Origin of the sequence: Sinorhizobium sojae CCBAU 05684 (assembly GCF_002288525.1) — a bacterium.
Classification (GTDB): Bacteria; Pseudomonadota; Alphaproteobacteria; order Rhizobiales; family Rhizobiaceae; genus Sinorhizobium; species Sinorhizobium sojae.
On sequence record NZ_CP023067.1, the window covers coordinates 1,271,516 to 1,290,683 of the forward strand.

At 61.3% G+C, this 19,168-nt stretch carries 20 protein-coding genes; 10 read left to right on the forward strand and 10 right to left on the reverse strand.

Annotation, left to right across the window (positions count from 1 at the left end; all coding sequences use genetic code 11):
• Nucleotides 1-257: 257 nt before the first annotated feature.
• The 4 genes from SJ05684_RS06310 to SJ05684_RS06325 all read right to left on the reverse strand — a co-directional run bounded on the left by SJ05684_RS06310 (nucleotide 258) and on the right by SJ05684_RS06325 (nucleotide 4,521).
• The gene (locus SJ05684_RS06310) at nucleotides 258-1,031 is read right to left on the reverse strand and encodes an amino acid ABC transporter ATP-binding protein (protein WP_034854680.1); all 774 of its coding nucleotides are present in this window, start codon (nucleotides 1,029-1,031) and stop codon (nucleotides 258-260) included.
• A gap of 14 nt (nucleotides 1,032-1,045) precedes the next feature.
• Entirely contained in the window at nucleotides 1,046-2,200 is a 1,155-nt protein-coding gene (locus tag SJ05684_RS06315) for an amino acid ABC transporter permease (protein ID WP_034854679.1), read from the reverse strand.
• Between the two features lie 4 nt (nucleotides 2,201-2,204).
• Nucleotides 2,205-3,398, reverse strand: coding sequence for an amino acid ABC transporter permease (locus SJ05684_RS06320; RefSeq protein WP_034854678.1), 1,194 nt, complete (start codon nucleotides 3,396-3,398; stop codon nucleotides 2,205-2,207).
• 97 nt (nucleotides 3,399-3,495) lie between these two features.
• Nucleotides 3,496-4,521, reverse strand: coding sequence for an amino acid ABC transporter substrate-binding protein (locus tag SJ05684_RS06325; RefSeq protein ID WP_034854677.1), 1,026 nt, complete (start codon nucleotides 4,519-4,521; stop codon nucleotides 3,496-3,498).
• 338 nt (nucleotides 4,522-4,859) lie between these two features.
• Between SJ05684_RS06325 and SJ05684_RS06330 the strand changes: the two genes are divergently transcribed.
• Nucleotides 4,860-6,047 (forward strand): cystathionine beta-lyase, encoded by a 1,188-nt coding sequence (locus SJ05684_RS06330; protein WP_034854676.1) that lies wholly within the window; start codon nucleotides 4,860-4,862, stop codon nucleotides 6,045-6,047.
• 50 nt (nucleotides 6,048-6,097) lie between these two features.
• Here the strand turns inward: SJ05684_RS06330 and SJ05684_RS06335 are convergent, their stop codons facing one another.
• Nucleotides 6,098-7,267 carry an FAD-dependent monooxygenase gene (locus SJ05684_RS06335; protein ID WP_034854767.1) on the reverse strand — a complete coding sequence of 390 codons (1,170 nt, stop codon included), beginning with the start codon at nucleotides 7,265-7,267 and terminating at the stop codon, nucleotides 6,098-6,100.
• A gap of 21 nt (nucleotides 7,268-7,288) precedes the next feature.
• Complete coding sequence (locus tag SJ05684_RS06340; protein WP_034854675.1) at nucleotides 7,289-7,534, reverse strand: zinc-finger domain-containing protein; 246 nt, start codon at nucleotides 7,532-7,534, stop codon at nucleotides 7,289-7,291.
• 182 nt (nucleotides 7,535-7,716) lie between these two features.
• Between SJ05684_RS06340 and SJ05684_RS06345 the strand changes: the two genes are divergently transcribed.
• The 8 genes from SJ05684_RS06345 to SJ05684_RS06380 all read left to right on the forward strand — a co-directional run bounded on the left by SJ05684_RS06345 (nucleotide 7,717) and on the right by SJ05684_RS06380 (nucleotide 15,169).
• The gene (locus tag SJ05684_RS06345; protein ID WP_034854674.1) at nucleotides 7,717-8,502 is read left to right on the forward strand and encodes an alpha/beta fold hydrolase; all 786 of its coding nucleotides are present in this window, start codon (nucleotides 7,717-7,719) and stop codon (nucleotides 8,500-8,502) included.
• Nucleotides 8,503-8,779: 277 nt separating this feature from the next.
• Nucleotides 8,780-9,607, forward strand: a complete 828-nt coding sequence (cysE, locus tag SJ05684_RS06350) for a serine O-acetyltransferase (RefSeq protein WP_034854673.1) — start codon at nucleotides 8,780-8,782, stop codon at nucleotides 9,605-9,607.
• A gap of 180 nt (nucleotides 9,608-9,787) precedes the next feature.
• Entirely contained in the window at nucleotides 9,788-9,991 is a 204-nt protein-coding gene (locus SJ05684_RS06355; protein WP_034854672.1) for a DUF3126 family protein, read from the forward strand.
• 270 nt (nucleotides 9,992-10,261) lie between these two features.
• Nucleotides 10,262-10,615 (forward strand): phasin family protein, encoded by a 354-nt coding sequence (locus SJ05684_RS06360; protein WP_034854671.1) that lies wholly within the window; start codon nucleotides 10,262-10,264, stop codon nucleotides 10,613-10,615.
• A gap of 278 nt (nucleotides 10,616-10,893) precedes the next feature.
• Nucleotides 10,894-11,247, forward strand: coding sequence for an ATP-dependent Clp protease adapter ClpS (clpS, locus tag SJ05684_RS06365; RefSeq protein WP_034854670.1), 354 nt, complete (start codon nucleotides 10,894-10,896; stop codon nucleotides 11,245-11,247).
• A 9-nt stretch (nucleotides 11,248-11,256) separates the two neighbouring features.
• A complete protein-coding gene (gene clpA, locus SJ05684_RS06370) occupies nucleotides 11,257-13,752 on the forward strand; it encodes an ATP-dependent Clp protease ATP-binding subunit ClpA (protein WP_034854669.1) in 2,496 nt (831 codons plus the stop codon).
• A gap of 338 nt (nucleotides 13,753-14,090) precedes the next feature.
• A complete protein-coding gene (locus SJ05684_RS06375; RefSeq protein WP_034854668.1) occupies nucleotides 14,091-14,828 on the forward strand; it encodes an AzlC family ABC transporter permease in 738 nt (245 codons plus the stop codon).
• The gene (locus tag SJ05684_RS06380; protein ID WP_034854667.1) at nucleotides 14,825-15,169 is read left to right on the forward strand and encodes an AzlD domain-containing protein; all 345 of its coding nucleotides are present in this window, start codon (nucleotides 14,825-14,827) and stop codon (nucleotides 15,167-15,169) included. Before SJ05684_RS06375 ends, SJ05684_RS06380 begins: the two co-directional genes overlap by 4 nt.
• Nucleotides 15,170-15,175: 6 nt before the next feature.
• Here SJ05684_RS06380 and SJ05684_RS06385 read toward each other — a convergent pair whose 3' ends face one another.
• Genes SJ05684_RS06385 through SJ05684_RS06400 form a run of 4 tightly spaced genes read right to left on the reverse strand, consistent with a single transcriptional unit; the run spans nucleotide 15,176 to nucleotide 18,041 of the window.
• Nucleotides 15,176-15,595 carry an HIT family protein gene (locus SJ05684_RS06385; protein WP_034854666.1) on the reverse strand — a complete coding sequence of 140 codons (420 nt, stop codon included), beginning with the start codon at nucleotides 15,593-15,595 and terminating at the stop codon, nucleotides 15,176-15,178.
• 51 nt (nucleotides 15,596-15,646) lie between these two features.
• Nucleotides 15,647-16,828 (reverse strand): GNAT family N-acetyltransferase, encoded by a 1,182-nt coding sequence (locus tag SJ05684_RS06390; RefSeq protein WP_034854665.1) that lies wholly within the window; start codon nucleotides 16,826-16,828, stop codon nucleotides 15,647-15,649.
• Nucleotides 16,829-16,832: 4 nt separating this feature from the next.
• Nucleotides 16,833-17,558 (reverse strand): glycerophosphodiester phosphodiesterase, encoded by a 726-nt coding sequence (locus tag SJ05684_RS06395; RefSeq protein WP_034854664.1) that lies wholly within the window; start codon nucleotides 17,556-17,558, stop codon nucleotides 16,833-16,835.
• Nucleotides 17,559-17,573: 15 nt separating this feature from the next.
• Nucleotides 17,574-18,041: a RidA family protein gene (locus tag SJ05684_RS06400; protein WP_034854663.1), complete on the reverse strand. Its 468-nt coding sequence runs from the start codon at nucleotides 18,039-18,041 to the stop codon at nucleotides 17,574-17,576.
• Nucleotides 18,042-18,174: 133 nt separating this feature from the next.
• Between SJ05684_RS06400 and SJ05684_RS06405 the strand changes: the two genes are divergently transcribed.
• Nucleotides 18,175-18,996, forward strand: a complete 822-nt coding sequence (locus SJ05684_RS06405; RefSeq protein ID WP_034854662.1) for a cell envelope integrity EipB family protein — start codon at nucleotides 18,175-18,177, stop codon at nucleotides 18,994-18,996.
• Nucleotides 18,997-19,168: the final 172 nt, after the last annotated feature.

A 19,168-nucleotide genomic window follows, 5' to 3' on the forward strand; every position in this document is an offset into this window, starting at 1 on the left:
CGGCCAAGCGGAGGAAGCGTGGAACTGCACTCCGATGGACAAGGTCAGGATATGATCTTCTCGGTATGGATCAACGCTACGATCTTGCCCCCGTCCCGGGCATCTCTACGAATCCGCGATTGAGCAAATCGGCTCTGATAAGACGCGCAGCGCTTTAGGCGCGGACGGGGCAATGAATTCGCGGCTGGCGCGGACGGCAAGAAAAAACGGCCCGCCTCGGGGAGGCGGGCCGTCTTGTTCGATTTGTCAGCCTGGCCTCAATGCAGGATCTGGCTGAGGAACAGCTTGGTACGCTCGTGCTGCGGATTGTCGAAGAATTCGGCCGGCGAATTCTGCTCGACGATCTGGCCCTGGTCCATGAAGATTACGCGGTTGGCAACCTGACGTGCGAAGCCCATTTCGTGAGTGACGCAGAGCATCGTCATGCCTTCTTCGGCGAGGCCGACCATGGTGTCGAGCACTTCCTTGATCATTTCCGGGTCGAGCGCCGAAGTCGGTTCGTCGAAAAGCATGATCTTCGGATTCATGCAGAGCGAACGGGCAATGGCGACGCGCTGTTGCTGGCCGCCGGACAGCTGACCCGGATACTTGTGTGCCTGTTCGGGAATCTTGACGCGCGTGAGGAAATGCATCGCAATTTCCTCGGCCTCCTTCTTGGGCATCTTGCGTACCCAGATTGGCGCCAACGTGCAGTTTTCCAGGATCGTCAGATGCGGGAAGAGGTTGAAGTGCTGAAACACCATGCCGACTTCGCGGCGCACTTCGTCGATCTTCTTGAGGTCGTTGGTGAGCTCGATGCCGTCGACCACGATCTTGCCCTTCTGATGCTCTTCGAGGCGATTGATGCAGCGGATCATCGTCGATTTTCCGGAGCCCGACGGGCCGGCTATGACGATGCGCTCGCCGCGCATCACCTTGAGATTGATGTCGCGCAGCACGTGGAAATCACCGTACCACTTGTTCATGTTGGTGATTTCGATCGCCACGTCCGTCGCCGAGACGGTCATTTTCGAAGTTGCGGCATTTGCCATATGTTTTCCCCTTTTTATCGTTGGCTCTTGTCGAGCAGGCGTTCCATGAAGCCTGAATAGCGCGACATGCCGAAGCAGAAAAGCCAGAAGACGAAGCCGGCGAAGATCAGGCCCGTCAGTGGCGTGACGGCGGACGACCAGTTTGCATCGGAAAAATTCAGGCGAACGATGCCGAGCAGATCGAACATGCCGATGATCGAGACCAGCGACGTGTCCTTGAACAGGCCGATGAAAGTGTTGACGATGCCCGGGATCACCAGTTTCAGCGCCTGCGGCAGCACGATCAGCCCCATCTTCTGCCAAAAGCTGAGACCGAGCGAATCGGCGCCTTCATACTGGCCCTTCGGAATGGCCTGCAGACCGCCCCGCACCACTTCCGCCATGTACGCGGAGGCGAAGAGCGACACGCCGATCAGGGCGCGCAGGAATTTATCGAAGGTGACACCTTGCGGCAGGAACAGCGGCAACATCACGCTTGCCATGAACAAAACCGTAATCAGCGGAACACCGCGGACGATCTCGATGAAGACCGTGCAGAGCATCTTTATCACCGGCATGTTCGACCGCCGCCCGAGCGCCAGCAGAATGCCCAAGGGCAGGGAAACCGCAATCCCGACAAAGGACAGGACGAGGGTGACCATGAGGCCGCCCCAGAGCGGCGTCTCCACATAGGCGAGGCCGAGCCAGCCGCCGGGGAGCAGGATCGCGGCCAGGATCGGCAGCACGGCCAGCAGCAGGATGGCGTTCAATCCCTTGAACGGCACGCGTGGGATCAGCATCGGCACGAGGAACAGGACGAACAGAATGCCGACCAGTGCGGGACGCCAGCGCTCGTCGGGCGGATAGCGGCCGAAGAGGAACTGGTCGAACTTGGCGTTGACGAATGCCCAGCAGGCGCCGCTCCAGCCGTCCGGCTGCGAGCCGCCCTGGGCTATGGTGGCGCAGACGCCGCGCCCGCCGCCGGTCCAGGCAGCGTCGATGAAGAGCCACTGGATGGTCGGGGGAACCAGCCACGCCAGGATTAGCAGGCTGATGATCGTCAGAACCGTATCCCTCGGCGTCGCGAAGAGATTGGTTCGCAGCCAATGAACGATGCCGCTTTCCTTGGAAGGGGCGGGGGAGGCTTCGATCATCGAAGCACGAACGAAAGTTGCTTGATGCGCGCTCATGATCTCACCTCTCCACCAGCGCCATGCGTGCGTTGTACCAGTTCATGAACGCCGCGGTGGCGAGGCTCAAGCTGAGATAGACGATGAGCCAGATACTGACGATTTCGATCGATTGTCCGGTCTGGTTGAGAATGGTTCCCCCAACCGCGACCAGGTCCGCGTAGCCGATCGCGACCGCCAGCGACGAGTTCTTGGTGAGGTTGAGATACTGGCTGGTCAGCGGCGGGATGATGATCCGCATGGCCTGCGGCACGATCACGAGGCGCGTAGTCAATCCTGGGCGGATACCAAGCGCGTGAGCGGCCTCCGTCTGTCCCTTGGACACCCCGCGGATGCCCGCCCGAACGATCTCGGCGATAAAAGCCGCGGTATAGAAAGACAGAGCGAGGAAAAGCGAGAGGAATTCCGGCCCGACGACGGAGCCGCCGGTCAGGTTGAAACGGCCCGCGACCGGGATGTCAAAGCTGAGAGGCGCGCCCGTCGCCAGAAAGGTGACAAGCGGCAAACCGATTATGAGCCCGACCACGGTCCACGCGACCGGGAAGCGCTGGCCGGTCGCCATCTGCCTCTGGCGCGCATAGCGGGCAATGAGGACACTCGCCACGATGGCGATGAGGAAGGCAAAGAGCGTGTACCCCGCGCCCTCTCCGGGAACGGGCCTCGGGAAGGCAACGCCGCGATTGCTCACGTAGACATCGAAAGGCAGGGCGAGTGCCTCTCGTGCCTGCGGCAATACTGCCAGGACGCCGCTGTACCAGAAGAATATGACGAGCAGTGGCGGCACGTTGCGGAACACTTCGACATAGGTCAGCGAAAGTTTCGCGATAATCCAGTTGTGCGACAGGCGGCCAATGCCGATGATGAAGCCGATTATTGTGGCTGTGATGATGCCGGTGACGGCTACGAGCAGGGTGTTGACGAATCCAGCCAGCAGTGCGCGGCCGTAGGAGGAGTCGCTGCTGAATGCGATCAGCGACTGACCCATGTCGAAGCCGGCGCGGCTGTCCAGGAAACCGTAACCTGAGGCGATATTGGCTCGCCTCAGGTTTTCGACCGTGTTGTCGACGATCCAATAGACGAGAACCGCGAGAATAATGACGGTAACTGCCTGGTAGAAGATCCCGCGTACCTGAGGATCGTTTATGATCGATCCGGAGGATTTGCTCTTTTCAGGCGCATTCGTGACGCCAATGGCCATGCAATGCCTCTTTCCCCTATCCGCCCTTTGCGGGCGTTCTTATCGTTGAAAACGGAGGAGCGGCGTATACCGCTCCCCCGCGATTCGTGAAAGCCGATTAGCGAACCGGCATCGCGTACTGGAGACCGCCCTTGGTCCAAAGGGCATTCAGGCCGCGCTCGATCTTCAACGGGCTGCCTGCACCGATGTTGCGGTCGAAGACTTCGCCGTAATTGCCGACGGCCTTGATGATGTTAACCGCCCAGTCGTTGGTGAGGCCGAGGTCGGTGCCGATCTTGCTGTCGGCCTCGACGCCGAGGAAGCGCTGAACGTCCGGGTTTGGAGAGCTCTTCATCTCCTCGACGTTGGCCTGGGTGACGCCGAATTCTTCCGCCTGGACAAGCGCGTAGTGAACCCAGGTCACGATATCGAACCACTGGTCATCGCCCTGGCGGACGGCCGGGCCGAGCGGCTCCTTCGAGATGATTTCCGGCAGGATCACGTGATCGTCCGGGTTGGAGAGCGTCAGGCGCAGCGAATAGAGGCCGGAAGCGTCGGTGGTGTAGACGTCGCAGCGCCCGGCGTCATAGGCTGCGTTCACTTCCTCGAGCTTCTCGAAGACCACCGGATTGTACTGCAGGTTGTTCGCCTTGAAGTAGTCCGCGAGGTTCAGTTCGGTGGTGGTGCCGGTCTGCACGCAGACGGCTGCACCCGAGAGTTCGAGGGCGGACTTCACGTTGAGGGCCTTGCGAACCATGAAGCCCTGGCCGTCATAGTAGTTGACCGGGCGGAAGTTGAAACCGAGCGCCGTGTCGCGGTTGATGGTCCAGGTCGTGTTGCGGGCCAGAACGTCGACCTCACCGGACTGCAGTGCCGGGAAGCGCTCCTTGGCGGAGGTGGGCGTATACTTCACCTTCGTCGCGTCGCCGAAGATGGCGGCCGCAATGGCCTTGCAGTAATCGACGTCGAAACCGCTCCAGTTGCCGGCAGCGTCGGGTGCCGCGAAGCCGGCGAGGCCCGTGTTCACGCCGCACTGGACGAAGCCCTTGGCCTTCACGTCGTCAAGGGTGGCGGCCGATGCACCATTTGCGCCAATCCCCATGACCGCAGCACCTAGAAGGGCTGTCACAATTCTTCTTGCCATTTTTTTGAACCTTTTCGGTTGTCGTTAGTTCCCGTCTGCACGATGATGCGCTCGTAGCGCGTGCAGCCTCAGCCACCCTCCTGGCTTGAGTGCGATCTATCTCATGCCCAAAATCCACAAGGGTCAAGAGATGATGCCGATTTTCCGTTTTTTCATGTGAAAAACGTGAAATCCGCCAGAAGTTTAGGCAGATTTCGCAGAAAATCCGGCGATTATGAGTAAAAAATCGGCCACGTGCACCTTTATCGCGATTCGACGGTTGCTGACCGAATTTCCCCTTGACCCCGCGGATGCGGCATTCGATGAGTTGGCGTCGAATTAGAGCAGCGGACGTTTCAATGGCAGACAAGAAGAGCGTAGTAAGCGAGATGGGGATCAACACCCGCCTTGCGCACACTGGCAATAACCCCTCCGATTTCCATGGATTCGTCAATCCGCCGGTGGTGCACGCCTCGACCGTGCTGTTTCCGGATGCCAGAACCATGGAAACGCGAGCGCAGAAGTACACCTACGGAACGCGCGGCACGCCGACGACCGACGCGCTCTGCGACGCGATCAACGAACTCGAGGGGGCGGCCGGAACGATCCTCGTGCCCTCGGGGCTCGCTGCCGTCACCGTGCCGTTCCTCGCCTATCTCTCATCGGGCGACCACGCCCTCATCGTCGATTCGGTCTATTTCCCGACGCGACATTTCTGCGACACGATGCTGACCCGGCTCGGTGTGACCGTCGAATATTACGATCCGATGGTCGGCGCGGGAATCGAAGCCCTGATCAGGCCGAATACACGGCTCGTTCATCTGGAGGCGCCGGGCTCGAACACGTTCGAGATGCAGGACATCGGAGCGATCGCCGCCGTTGCGCATCGCCATGGCTGCATCGTGACCATGGACAACACCTGGGCAACGCCGCTGTACTTCCGGCCGCTCGAGCATGGCGTCGACATTTCCATCCATGCCGCCACCAAATATCCGTCCGGCCACTCGGACGTCCTCCTCGGGACGGTTTCCGCAAACGCGGCACATTGGCCGGCTCTCAGCGAGGCGATGGTGACGCTCGGGGTCTGTGTATCCCCGGACGACAGCTACCAAATCCTGCGCGGCCTGCGCACGATGGGCATTCGCCTCGAGCGACATCAGGCAAGCGCCCTTGAAACCGCGCGCTGGCTCGAGAGCCGTGAAGAGGTTGCGCGCGTGTTGCATCCGGCGCTGCCGAGCTTCCCGGGCCATGAGCTTTGGAAGCGCGACTTCGGCGGCGCAAGCGGCATCTTCTCGTTCGTTCTGAAGGCCGAGCCGGAGAAGAGCAGGGCGAAGGCGCATGCCTTCCTCGATGCGCTCTCCATCTTCGGCCTTGGTTATTCCTGGGGCGGTTTCGAGAGTCTCGCGCTTCATGTGAACCTCACCGACCGCAAGGTGGCGAAGGCGCCTTCGGAAGGCCCGGTAATCCGGCTGCAGATCGGGCTGGAAGATGTTCAGGACATCCGCCGCGACGTCGAGGCCGGTCTTGCAGCTGCGAACGCGGTCTGACCGCGCGGGCACAAGAGGAGTGCTCCCGCACATGTCGGGGGCGCCGCGCTCTATCGTCCCGGAGCGCCGTAGCCGTAAAGCCAGTCGAGATCGGCGGCGAGCGCTTCAGGGCTCCGTAGCGCCAGAACCGCGTTGCGCACTACCTGGATCGGTCCGCGGGCGTGGTAGGCAAAGCGGTTGAAGGCGCCCCTCTTGCGGACGCGGTCGATGCGCGGTCTGCGGGCGGCCTCGTACCGGCGGAGCGCGGAGGCAATGTCCTCGCATCGCGTGAGGCAACGGGCGAGTTCGTGGGCGTCCTCGATTGCCATCGCCGCACCCTGGGCGGCGAAGGGCGTCATGGCATGTGCGGCGTCACCGATGAGAACGATATCACGCCCGTTCTGCCACGCGCCTTCATCGACCGTGCAAAGGGGCCAGTAAGTCGCTGAGGCGGCATTGTCGAGCATCGAGCGCAGGCGGGCATTCCAGTGCCGAAATGAAGCGGTGAGTTCCCGTCGCCGTCCTTCGGAGTTCTGGCCGACCCATGTGTCGTTAGCGGGACTGCCACCGATGATCGCGATCAGGTTGAAGCTGTCCGTCTCCCTGATCGGGTAGGCGACGAGGTGGGCGTTCGGTCCAAGAAAGGCGGTGACGCGATCGTCGGAGAGGACGTTCGCCGTCCGAGCGCGGGGCACCATCAGTCGCCAGGCGACATTGCCGGAAAAGCGCACCGTACCCGCTCCAGGGAGGACGGCTCTGACCTGCGACCGGATGCCGTCGGCGCCGACGACGACCTGTGGCCGCCGGCCTGTTTCCGCCATGACCGCCGGGCCGGGATCGCGTTCGATCCGATGTCCGAGATGCAGCCTGCAGCGCGGCTCCAACTGCACGGCCCTGAGCAGGATCCGCTGAAGACTGGCGCGGTGGAGCACGCCGTAGGGCGCCGCCCAGCGGCTGCGGGCGTCGGCGCCCGCCGGCACGCGTGCAAGGGTCCGCAGCGACCGCCCGTCGGCAAGGATAATCGAATCCGGTTCGCTCCATACCTCCTGAAGGGCTTCGAGCAGCCCGAGTTCGATAAGGATCCGCGATGCATTCGGCGAGAGCTGGAGCCCGGCGCCGACCTCCTCGAGCGCTTCGGCCTGTTCGAAAATCTCCGAGTCGAGGCCTTGGCGCGCAAGGCAGAGCGCCATCGTAAGGCCGGCAATGCCGGCGCCGACGATTGCGATCGGAGCCTTTTGCATCGGCGCCTCGCCGACTGGCAATCAGGCAGCTTTGTTTTCGAAGAGACAGCCCGGCGGGATCGTTTCCGTCGCCGTCAACGACGGATTATAGCGGTAGAGCGTGGAGCAATAAGAGCAGACCTTTTCGTTGTCATCGCCCATGTCGATGAAGATATGCGGGTGATCGAAGGGAATGGATGCGCCCGTGCACATGAACTCCTTCACGCCGATCTCGATTACCCGGTGCCCGCCGTCATTCTGGAAATGGGGGATGCTGTGGCCGGCCATGTCTTGAGACTCCGATGTATGCAAATCTTGGGGTGTCGATTTGGCCGGCACCATAATGAGCTTTGCTGCAAATGTGTAGCAGCAAACATGACGCGCCTGTGGTTTTGGGGGGTGAAGGGGTTTTCCGCCAAGTGGTTACCGCCTAGTTTTCGGCCGAACACAACAATTCGCCAGGAACAGAGATGGATCTGAATCCGCCGCAATTTTCCCGCTTCGCGCATGACGGGCTGGAGATCGCTTTTTTCGATGAGGGCGACCCTTCAGGGGATCCGGTCCTGCTCATCCATGGCTTCGGCTCGAGCGCCAATGTCAATTGGGTCTTTCCGGGCTGGGTGAAGACATTGGGCGAAGCGGGTTACCGGGTGATCGCGTTCGACAATCGCGGCCACGGCGCCAGCAGCAAGCCCTACGATCCTTCGCTTTATCATCCGCCGCAGATGGCGGGCGATGCGGTCGCACTTCTAAGCCATCTCGGCATCGGCGAGGCGCATGTCATGGGCTACTCCATGGGCGCGCGCATCTCCGCCTTCCTCGCCTTGGGGCATCCGCACCGCGTCCGTTCGCTCGTTTTCGGTGGCCTCGGGATCGGCATGGTAGCGGGCGTCGGAGACTGGGATCCGATCGCCGGCGCGCTTCTCGCGCCATCGCTCGAGGACGTGACGAATGAACGCGGCCGCATGTTCCGCGCCTTTGCCGATCAGACGAAAAGCGATCGCCAGGCACTTGCCGCCTGCATTTCCACCTCGCGCGATCTGCTATCGGTGGAGGATGTCGGGCGTATCGACGTGCCGGTGCTGATCGGCGTCGGGACCAAGGACGATATTGCCGGATCGGCCCAGGAACTTGCCGCACTGATTCCGCATGCCAAGGCGCTGGACATCCCGGGTCGCGACCATATGCTTGCGGTGGGCGACCGGGTGTTCAAGAAGGCGGTTCTCGAGTTCCTCGCAGAGGTCGGCCGGTCTTAGAGCCTTTCCTGCTTAGGAAAACAATTCTGTTGGCTCAAGCGGAGCGGAATGTTTGCGCGGCTGGGGCGCGGCGTAGCCAAAGCACACGGCCAAGCCACAGCCGGGCAAACAGGCCGCCCGCTTCAGCCAACCCGTAGGGCCGGGCCTGTTTCCACCAGGCAAGGCCCTAGGGCGCCGAGGTCTTCCACCGATGGGCCGAAAGGCCCATTTATGTCGGCGGGGAATTGCCCTATATATGGCCCTTGGCGGTACAATCTGATCGGGAAGGAGCGCGGCCATGGTCGCAAAGACCGAACTTCGTCATGCGGAATCGCTCAAGGCGGTCGACCCCATCTGGGATAGTCTGCGCGAAGAGGCGCGGGTGGCTGCAGAGCGCGACCCGATGCTCGCCGCCTTCCTGTATTCGACCGTCGTCAATCAGCATTCGCTGGAAGAAAGCGTAATCTACCGCATTTGCGAGCGGCTGGATCATCCGGACCTCCAGGCAAACCTGCTGCATCAGACCTTTTCGGAGATGCTCGATGATTGGCCGGAATGGGGCACGATCCTGCGCGTCGATATCCAGGCCGTCTATGATCGCGACCCGGCCTGCACGCGCTTTCTCGAGCCTGTTCTCTATTTCAAGGGTTTCCATGCCCTCCAGACGCATCGTCTCGCGCATTGGCTCTGGAATCGGGGGCGGAAGGATTTCGCTCTCTATCTACAGAGCCGCTCCTCGAGCGTGTTCCAGACGGATATCAATCCGGCCGCTCGCATCGGCCGTGGCATTTTCCTCGATCATGCGACGGGCCTTGTGGTCGGCGAAACGGCCGTCATCGGCGACAACGTCTCGATCCTGCACGGCGTGACGCTTGGCGGTACCGGAAAGGAAGGCAGCGACCGCCATCCGAAGATCGGCGACGGCGTGCTGATCGGCGCCGGCGCGAAGATTCTCGGCAATATCCACATCGGCCATTGCTCGCGGGTAGCCGCGGGTTCGGTGGTGCTGAAGCCGGTGCCGCCGAAGACGACGGTTGCAGGCGTTCCGGCAAGGGTGGTCGGCGAGGCCGGATGCTCAGAACCGTCGCGCCAGATGGACCAGCTCCTCTCGAGCTTCGACATCTGAGAGATGTGGGCGCTAAGGCGCGTCCCGTTTTCCCGGGGCGCCCGTTGCATTAGGATGCCCTCCTGTTCAAGGGTTGTGTGAGAATCTGAGAGTCGACGAGCGGCAGGCGCCGGAGTGGGTTTACACCCGCCGCCGTCGCATGCGAGAAGGCCCCAAATCAACCGGCTACGGAGAGTCAATTTGAAGCCCGAAGAGATCCGCAAGCTTGAGGCCTATTTCAAGCGCACATTCAATCAGTCGATGGTGGTCAAAGCTCGCCCGAAGAAAGACGAATCCGCTGAAGTCTATCTCGGCGACGAATTTCTCGGCGTCGTTTTCCGGGATGAGGAAGACGGCGAGCTTTCCTACAATTTCTCGATGGCGATTCTGGACATCGATCTGTAAGAGCGGACCGGTTTTTCCGCCCGCATGCCGCATGGTGACCCACGCGCCGCAAAAATTCCGATTTTCTCTGATACCCGGTTGCGAACTCGGGTTTTCTTCATAAATCGTACTTTTGTGTCGCCAGCGCAGAGATATACTGCAAGGGGCGGCTCTTTCATCAAGCTGTTGCAGGATTTACGTACTGTTGCGATGCACAACATAACTTGACTTTTTGTGCATTGCACCTAGACTTGTACCGCTACTCTGCCCCACGCAAAAAGGAGACGCCCCATGTTTAACTTCGATGACGCGAATAAAAAAAGCAAGGAAGCGATGGATGTGGCTGTCAAGAGCTACTCCGCCCTGACCAGGGGCTTCCAGGCCATTGCGACCGAAACCGCGGACTATTCGAAGAAGTCCTTTGAGGAGGGTATCGCCCATCTCGAAAAGCTCTCCAATGCCAAGAGCATCGAGGCAGCTTTCGAACTTCAGACGAACTACCTGAAGGCGAGCTACGAAGGGTTCGTCACGGAAGCGACGAAGATCGGCGAAATGTATGCCGACCTCGCCAAGGATGCCTACAAGCCCTATGAGGCACCGGTTGCCAAGGCGGCCGCGCAGGTCAAGTCTGCCGCAGCCGCCTGACGACGAGGGCGATCGCCAACTTTGAAAAAGGCCGGTCGCGGGTGTCGCGGCCGGCCTTTCCGCGTATTGGCGGCGCAGGCACGCCCGGGGAGCTTTCTCGGCTCCGGACGGGTGTGGTGCTCGCTGGTGGCAGAATTTGCATCAATCTTGTGCTTCGCCATGCGAATATGATTGCAGTGCGTCTGTTCGGCCTTAAAATCCAAGAATGAACCATTAAATAAAGGCAATCAGGCCGTAGCCATGTCCATGGATTGCGGCTCTCGAGGGAATGAAACAGAATGATCGCCATGCCGGTCCGGATGCAGCAGGGAAGCGAAGGAGACGGAGGCGGCCCCAATCGCGGCACTTCCGTAATCACGCGCACCAAGCCGAAGACCAAGAAGCCGAGTTTGTACCGCGTCTTGCTTCTGAATGACGATTACACGCCGATGGAGTTCGTCGTTCACATTCTGGAGCGCTTCTTTCAAAAGGACAGGGAAGAGGCAACCCGTATCATGCTTCATGTCCATAATCATGGCGTTGGAGAGTGCGGCGTCTTCACCTACGAGGTTGCCGAAACCAAAGTGGCGCAGGTGATGGATTTCGCCAGGCAGCATCAGCATCCGTTGCAATGCGTCATGGAAAAGAAATGAGGATTCAACGTGCCAACATTTTCGCCCAGCCTTGAAAAGGCGCTGCATCAGGCACTGACTTTTGCCAACGAGCGCCATCACGAATATGCGACGCTCGAGCACCTGCTGCTGGCATTGATCGACGATCCCGACGCTGCAGCCGTCATGGGCGCATGCAACGTGAACCTCGATACGCTTCGCAAGACCGTGACCGACTATGTCGACAACGAACTGTCGAACCTGGTCACCGGCTATGACGAGGATTCGAAGCCGACTGCAGGCTTTCAGCGCGTGATCCAGCGCGCCGTGATCCATGTGCAGTCCTCCGGCCGCGAGGAGGTGACGGGTGCCAATGTGCTCGTCGCGATCTTCGCCGAGCGCGAGAGCCATGCCGCCTATTTCCTGCAGGAGCAGGAGATGACGCGCTACGATGCGGTCAACTTCATCTCGCACGGCATCGGCAAGCGGCCGGGCAGTTCCGAGTCGCGGCCGGTGCGCGGTGCCGAGGATCAGGAATCCGAACAGAAGGCTTCCCGCGAAAGTGAGGAAGCCACGCCGAAAAAGCAGCAGGATGCACTCACCGCCTACTGCGTCAACCTCAATGAAAAGGCGAAATCCGGCAAGATCGACCCGCTGATCGGCCGCCAGGCCGAGGTCAACCGTACGATTCAAGTGCTTTGCCGCAGGTCTAAGAACAACCCGCTTTATGTCGGCGATCCCGGCGTGGGCAAGACGGCGATCGCCGAGGGGCTTGCCAAGCGAATCGTCGAGAAGCAGGTGCCGGAGGCGCTCCAGGACGCAACGATCTTTGCGCTAGACATGGGCACCCTCCTTGCCGGGACGCGGTACCGCGGCGACTTCGAAGAGCGACTGAAGCAGGTCGTCAAGGAGCTCGAGGAGTTTCCCGGAGCCGTGCTTTTCATCGACGAGATACATACGGTGATCGGCGCGGGCGCAACCTCAGGCGGTGCGATGGATGCATCGAACCTCCTGAAGCCGGCGCTCTCCTCCGGTTCGATTCGCTGCATCGGTTCGACGACCTACAAGGAGTATCGCCAGTTCTTCGAGAAGGATCGGGCGCTCGTGCGTCGTTTCCAGAAGATCGACGTCAACGAGCCGACGATTGCCGACGCGATCGAGATCATGAAGGGACTGAAGCCCTATTTCGAGGGCTATCACAACCTCAAATACACGAACGATGCGATCCGGGCGGCCGTCGAGCTTTCCGCCCGCTACATCAACGACCGCAAACTGCCGGACAAGGCGATCGACGTGATCGACGAATCGGGCGCAGCCCAGATGCTGCTTCCCCTGAGCAAGCGCCGCAAGCTGATCACCGAAAGGGAGATCGAGGCGACGATCGCCACGATGGCGCGCATTCCACCCAAGACGGTGTCCAAGGACGACGAGGCGGTGCTTGCCAATCTCGAGAAGGAGCTTCGGTCGGTCGTCTATGGCCAGGATCTGGCGATCGAGGCGCTTTCCTCGTCAATCAAGCTCGCACGCGCGGGCCTGCGGGAGCCGAATAAGCCGATTGGCTGCTACGTCTTCTCCGGCCCGACCGGCGTCGGTAAGACCGAAGTGGCCAAGCAACTGGCCGTGTCGCTCGGGGTCGAACTGCTCCGCTTCGATATGTCGGAATACATGGAGCGACACACCGTTTCCCGACTGCTCGGCGCTCCTCCGGGCTATGTGGGCTTCGACCAGGGCGGGCTCCTGACCGATGGCGTCGACCAGCATCCGCACTGCGTGCTGCTGCTCGACGAGATCGAGAAAGCGCATCCGGACCTCTTCAACATTCTGCTGCAGGTCATGGATCACGGTTCGCTGACCGACCACAACGGCAAGCGGATCGACTTCCGCAACGTCATCCTGATCATGACAACGAATGCGGGCGCGTCCGATATGGCCAAGCCGGCCATCGGCTTCGGATCGACCACACGGACGGGTGAGGATATCGAGGCACTGAACCGCTTGTTCACGCCGGAGTTCCGCAACCGTCTGGACGCGGTGATTCCGTTCAACTCGCTGCCGACGCCCGTCATCCACCAGGTCGTGCAGAAGTTCGTCATGCAGCTCGAGACCCAGCTCGCCGAACGTAACGTCACCTTCGACCTCGCGCCCGATGCGGTCGCCTGGCTGGCGGAGAAGGGATATGACGAGAAGATGGGCGCCCGGCCGCTGGCGCGCGTCATCCAGGAGAATATCAAGAAGCCGCTGGCGGACGAGATCCTTTTCGGCAAGCTCAAGAAAGGCGGCGTCGTCAAGGTGACGATCGGCACGAAGGAGGACGGCAGCAGGGGGCTGGTCCTCGACGCGGTGCCGGAGACGGCTCCGATCAAGCCGAAGGCGGAGGTGTCGCGCCCGGCAAAGAGCGCCAAGCCGAAGAAGACGGAAGAAAAGGAAACCGTCCCCGCCGAGGCGAGCCCGAAGGCGAAACCGAAGAAATCAGCGTCAAAGTCCGGCTCCTCGGATGCGGCTCCGTTGAAGGGACGGACGGTTCCGAAGGTTCCGCGCAAGAAGTGACGCGGTTGTAACTGCACAGAGGGTGCCGGGTGGCTTCATCCGGCACCGCTCAATGCGGGCACGTGAACCTATGCCTGTTCTGCCGGCACTATCCCCCGAGAGGGAGGACAGCATCGAGGTTTTCGCGAGTGTGCAAGCGCTGCGGAGTGTTGGAACGCGCGCTTGAGCGCTACCCTTCTTTGCGGTGAGATAACGCGGCCGACGATGAACCGGGTGCCCGCCTCTTCCCAACCTTCCCCTTGTGGGGGAGACACCCGGCAGGGCAGAAGGGGTGAAGACGCAGCACCGTAGCAGGTCCAATCGCAACCACACCAGACAGACGATCCGACGTGTTTTTCATGGAAGATGTTGAAGACGAACGACCTTCCCTTGCCTGGTTTCTGAGGGGCGCTCGGGGGATTTTCAGCCTGCCGGCCGCCATCCTGATGCTGTCCTTCGTCGGCTTCTGCGCGCTCACGGTCCAGGCGGGCGTCCCGCCGGAGCAGGTGGTCTTCATGACCGGCATCGTCTGGGCCTTACCGGCCAAGGTCATCCTCGTAAGCTCGGTCCTCGGCGGTGCGAGTCTCGCGACGGCATTTCTGGCCGTTACTCTCTCCTCGATCCGACTGATGCCGATGGTTGCCGCGCTGGTACCGGAATTGCGTGGTCCGAAGACGCCGACCTGGCTGCTTCTCGTTCTGTCGCACTTCGTCGCGATCACCGCCTGGGTCTTTGCCATGGAGCGGATTCATGACGTGCCCAGACACCATCGCGTTACGTTCTTTGCAGGCTTCGGCATCACCCTGGTCGCGGCCAACATGGTCCTAGTCGGCGTCGTCTACAATCTCGTGGCCGAGTTTCCGCCGATCGTCGCCGGTTGCCTGTTCTTCCTGACCCCCGTTTATTTCCTCGCATCCATCTGGCATTCCGCACGTCACCCGGTCGTCTATGCCGCTCTTGCCGCCGGACTCGTGGCCGGGCCCTTGTTCTATTGGATCGCTCCTGAATTCGACATCCTGCTCGCCGGCGTCGGCGGGGGAACGGTCGCCTGGGCCGGCGAACGGTTGTGGCGGTCGCGGCGTGAGGCGAACACATGAGCTGGCCGGAAGGGTGGTGGGCCTATGCCTTCATTGCGATTGCCGGCTGGCTCGCGACGGATATCTGGCGGTGGCTGGGCGTGATTGCCGGCAAGCAGCTCCGGGACGATTCAGAGGCGTTGAATTGGGTGAGGGCGGTGGCAACCGCGCTGGTCGCGGCCGTCATCGCAAAGCTGATCCTCTATCCGACCGGGGTCCTCGCGCAGTCGCCGCTGTGGCTGCGGGCAGGTGCCGTCGTTCTCGGGGCGCTGGCCTTCTTTCTAGCCCGGCAGAAGCCTGTCGCCGGCATCGCTACGGCAATCGCCGTTCTTGCCGCCGGGCTTTGGTGGCTCGGTTTTTGAGGGGGTCTACAGGGCCTGTCGGATCTTCTCCGCGTTTGCGGCCAACACGTCGCCGTCTTCCATCTGTCCGGAATGGGGCCTTAGCGGAACGCCGGCGCGACGCGGAATGACATGGAAATGCAGGTGGAAAACCGATTGGCCGGCCGGGGCCTCATTGAACTGCATGATGGTGACGCCATCCGCGTCGAAGGCCTCCTTCGCTGCGATCGCGACCTTCTGAACCGTCTCGATCAATGCGGGCAGGGTGGCGGGGTTCGCGTCGAGAAGGTTACGGGACGATGCCTTCGGCAATACCAGGACATGCCCTTCCGCCTGCGGCATGACGTCCATGAACGCCACCGTCGCATCGTCTTCATAGACCCGATGGGAGGGAATCTCGCCGCGCAGGATCTTGGCAAAGATGTTGCTGGTGTCGTAGCCGCTCATGTCATTTCCTCTTGTTGGAGCGCCGCCGAAATTCCACGGCGCTCGTCGGTTTCATTGTCGCGCACTTTTGCGGAAGGGACCGTGCTCCGCAAGGAATTCGCCGGTCTCTTCCACATCGCGGCGTTCCCGTTCCAGGTAGTCCGCGACCGCGCGCGCCAGTCCGGGATGGGTGATGAAATGGGCCGAATGGGTCGTCACCGGCATGTAGCCGCGCGCCAGCTTGTGCTCACCCTGCGCTCCGGCCTCTACGCGCTGCAGTCCCCGGGCGATCGCAAAGTCGATCGCCTGGTGATAGCAGACCTCGAAATGCAGGAAGGGGTGATCCTCGATGCAGCCCCAGTGCCGTCCGTATAGAGCATCGCCGCCGATGAAGTTGATGGCGCCGGCGATGTACCGGCCGGCCCGTTTGGCCATGACCAGCAGGATGTCGTCGGCCATCCGCTCGCCGATCAGGGAGTAGAAGTCGCGCGTCAGGTAGGGACGCCCCCATTTGCGCCCGCCCGTGTCCATGTAGAAGGCGAAGAACTGGTCCCACATGTCTTCGGTCAGGTCGCTGCCGGTAAGCCAATCGATCGTGATTCCGTTCTCGACGGCGGTGCGGCGCTCCTTCTTCAGCGCCTTGCGCTTTCGCGACGCAAGGGTATCGAGGAAATCGTCATGCGAGTTGTAGCCGGCATTGATGAAATGAAACTGCTGGTCCGTCCGGTGCAGGAAACCAGCCCGCTCGAAAACCGGCATTTCGTCGGCAGGAGCGAAGGTCACATGGGCAGAGGAGACGCTGTGTCGGCGCGTGAGTTCTTTGAGCCCCGCAGCCAGCGCATCACGCCCCGGTCGGGGATCGGTCCCCTCGGCGGTCAGGAGGCGCGGGCCAGTGACCGGCGTGAAAGGCACCGAACACTGCAGCTTCGGATAATAGCGCCCCCCCGCCTGCTCGAACGCATTTGCCCAGCCATGGTCGAAGACATATTCGCCCTGGCTATGGTTCTTCATGTAACAGATGAGGGCACCGGTGAGGGATCCATCCGCATCCTCCATCAGGAGATGTTGCCCCAGCCAGCCTGTCTGCGCCGTCGCCGAGCCGGATTGCTCCAGCGCCGACAGATAGGCATGCGAGACGAACGGGTTATAGGCCGTGCCGGGATGCTCTTTCGAAGCGCCGGCAAGCCGATCCCAGTTCGCGGGCGAGATCGCGGTGAACGAATGCTCGATGCGGATGGTGATCGCGTCTGACATGACCTTAGGAAATCATGGTCTCCCGTGGATCGAAACCTTCGAATGTCATTTGATCGGCATGGGCGAAGGTATGTTCCTGTGCCCGCCGGTCGCGCACGGTCCAGGTGATGACCGTGCAGCCAAGGGTGCGCTCCTTGGTGATGAACGGGTTCGGCAGGTCGCCGTAGAAATAGGAAATGAAATCGAGGCCGAGTTGCATCGCTTCTTCGTGCACGAAGAAAATTTCCGGTTTGGAGCCTTCGGCGGTCAGCCCGAGCGGATGGGGGGCGTCGAGCGCCTTCAGGTCCCTGAGCAGCCAATGGTCGAAGCTCATCAGCGCCACTGGCCCCTTGTAACCCTCCAGCGTGTCGAGCACGGCTGCCGCGAAGCCCTCGTCGTCGCCCTTCCGGCCCTTGAGTTCAAGGACGAGCGGTACGCGACCGTCGACGAGCCGAAGAAGTTGCGACAGTGTCGGCACCTTGTCCCCGGTACCGCCGACGGAGAGGAGGCCGAGTTCTGCAGCCGTTTTCGCCCGGACATCCCCCTTCAGCCCGCAGAGACGCTGCAGGTCGTCATCATGAAAGACGACCGGGCTGCTGTCCGCCGTGTATTGCAGGTCGCACTCGATCGCGAAGCCCGCCTCGACGGCGCGGGCGAAGGCCGAAAGCGTGTTCTCCCAGACTTCGCGGTTCATGTCGTGATAGCCGCGATGCGCGATCGGCTGGGCCTTGAGAAAGGACGTGTCCTTCATAAATGGCGTCCCTGATCAGGCGATCTCGAGGATGGCGTCGATCTCGACCGCCGCATTGAAGGGCAGGGAGGCCATGCCGACCGCTGCGCGCGCGTGCTTGCCGGCTTCGCCGAGCACATTCGCCAGGAGATTCGAGGCGCCGTTGATGACGAGATGTTGTTCGGTGAACTCCGGTGTGGAGGCGACGAAGCCGTTGATCTTGACGAGGCGGCGAATGCGACCGAGATCGCCGCCGAGTGCCGCCTTTGCCTGCGCAAGGATGTTGATCGCGCAAAGCTCGGCCGCCCGTTGTGCCGCCGCGACGTCGACCTCCTTACCGACGTGCCCCGTAACCGCGACCTTGCCGCTTTCCATGGGCAATTGCCCGGAAATATGGAGCGTCGAGCCGGTGACGACGAAAGGAACGTAGTTCGCGACAGGCGCGACCGCCTGCGGAAGCTCGATACCGAGTTCGTTGAGGCGCGTTTCGATCTCTGCGGACATAGGGGGCTCCGTTGTTGTCTTTTGTGATAAAATCCGTCATGCAGGCAGGATTGGCTCGAGCCGGGTGGCGCTGCCTTGTTTCTGCCGAACGCTTGTTTAACGCATTGACGGCGAGTCCAACAGGAGGAAACGGATGTTTCGCAAAGGCTTCGGTCTCGTCGCTTTCTCGTGCGCCTGGCTCGCCGCGGCGGCCGCTTCCGACGTGGCCAATGCCGGTACGCTCGCGCCTCACCGCGCCGTCTACGACCTCGAGCTGAAGAATGCCTCCGAACGTTCCGGCATTACCGGAATGTACGGGCGCATGGTCTACGAGTTCATCGGTTCCGCCTGCGAAGGATACACGGTCAGCTTCCGGTTCGTGACTCAGGTGGACACGGGTGAAGAAGTTCGCCTGACAGACCAGCAGACGACCACCTTCGAAGATATGAGAACCGGCAGCTTCCGCTTCCTGACACGTTCCTTCACGGATGAGAAGCTGGACAAGGAAGTACGCGGCAGCGCGCATGAGGAGACGTCCGGCGTCAAGGTGGAACTGACCGTGCCCGACAAGCGCGAAGTGGCGTTGGCCGCAAGCCGATTTCCGACCGAACACATGCTGGAGGTGATCGAGCGTGCCAAGAGGGGCGAAACCTTCTTCGAATCCCGCATCTTCGATGGCTCCGATTCGGGCGACAAGACGCTGATCACCTCGACCTTTGTCGGCAAGGCACGCGAACCGGCGCCGGATGACGCGGACGCCGGCAATGCCGGCAAGCTGGCGGGCGAAAGCTATTGGCCGGTGACGATCTCCTACTTCAACGACGGAGCCACCGGCGATGCGGTGCCCATCTACCGCATGTCTTTCAAGCTCTACGACAATGGCGTCACCCGTGATCTGACGATGGACTACGGCGACTTCGTTCTGACCGGCAAACTTGCCGAACTCGAAGTCTTCAAGGCGGAAGACTGCAAATAATACATGTCGTCCCGAGTGTGTGCAGCGGTTCGGGACAACGACATGCGTGACGTCCTCAAGCGCGTCGCACGAAAAACGCGATGCGCTTTTGGCGGCAAATCTGACTTCGTGTCTTGATTTGTCGGACGGTTGCGGCTAAGGGCTGGCCATTCCACACGTGAGGCATGGGGTT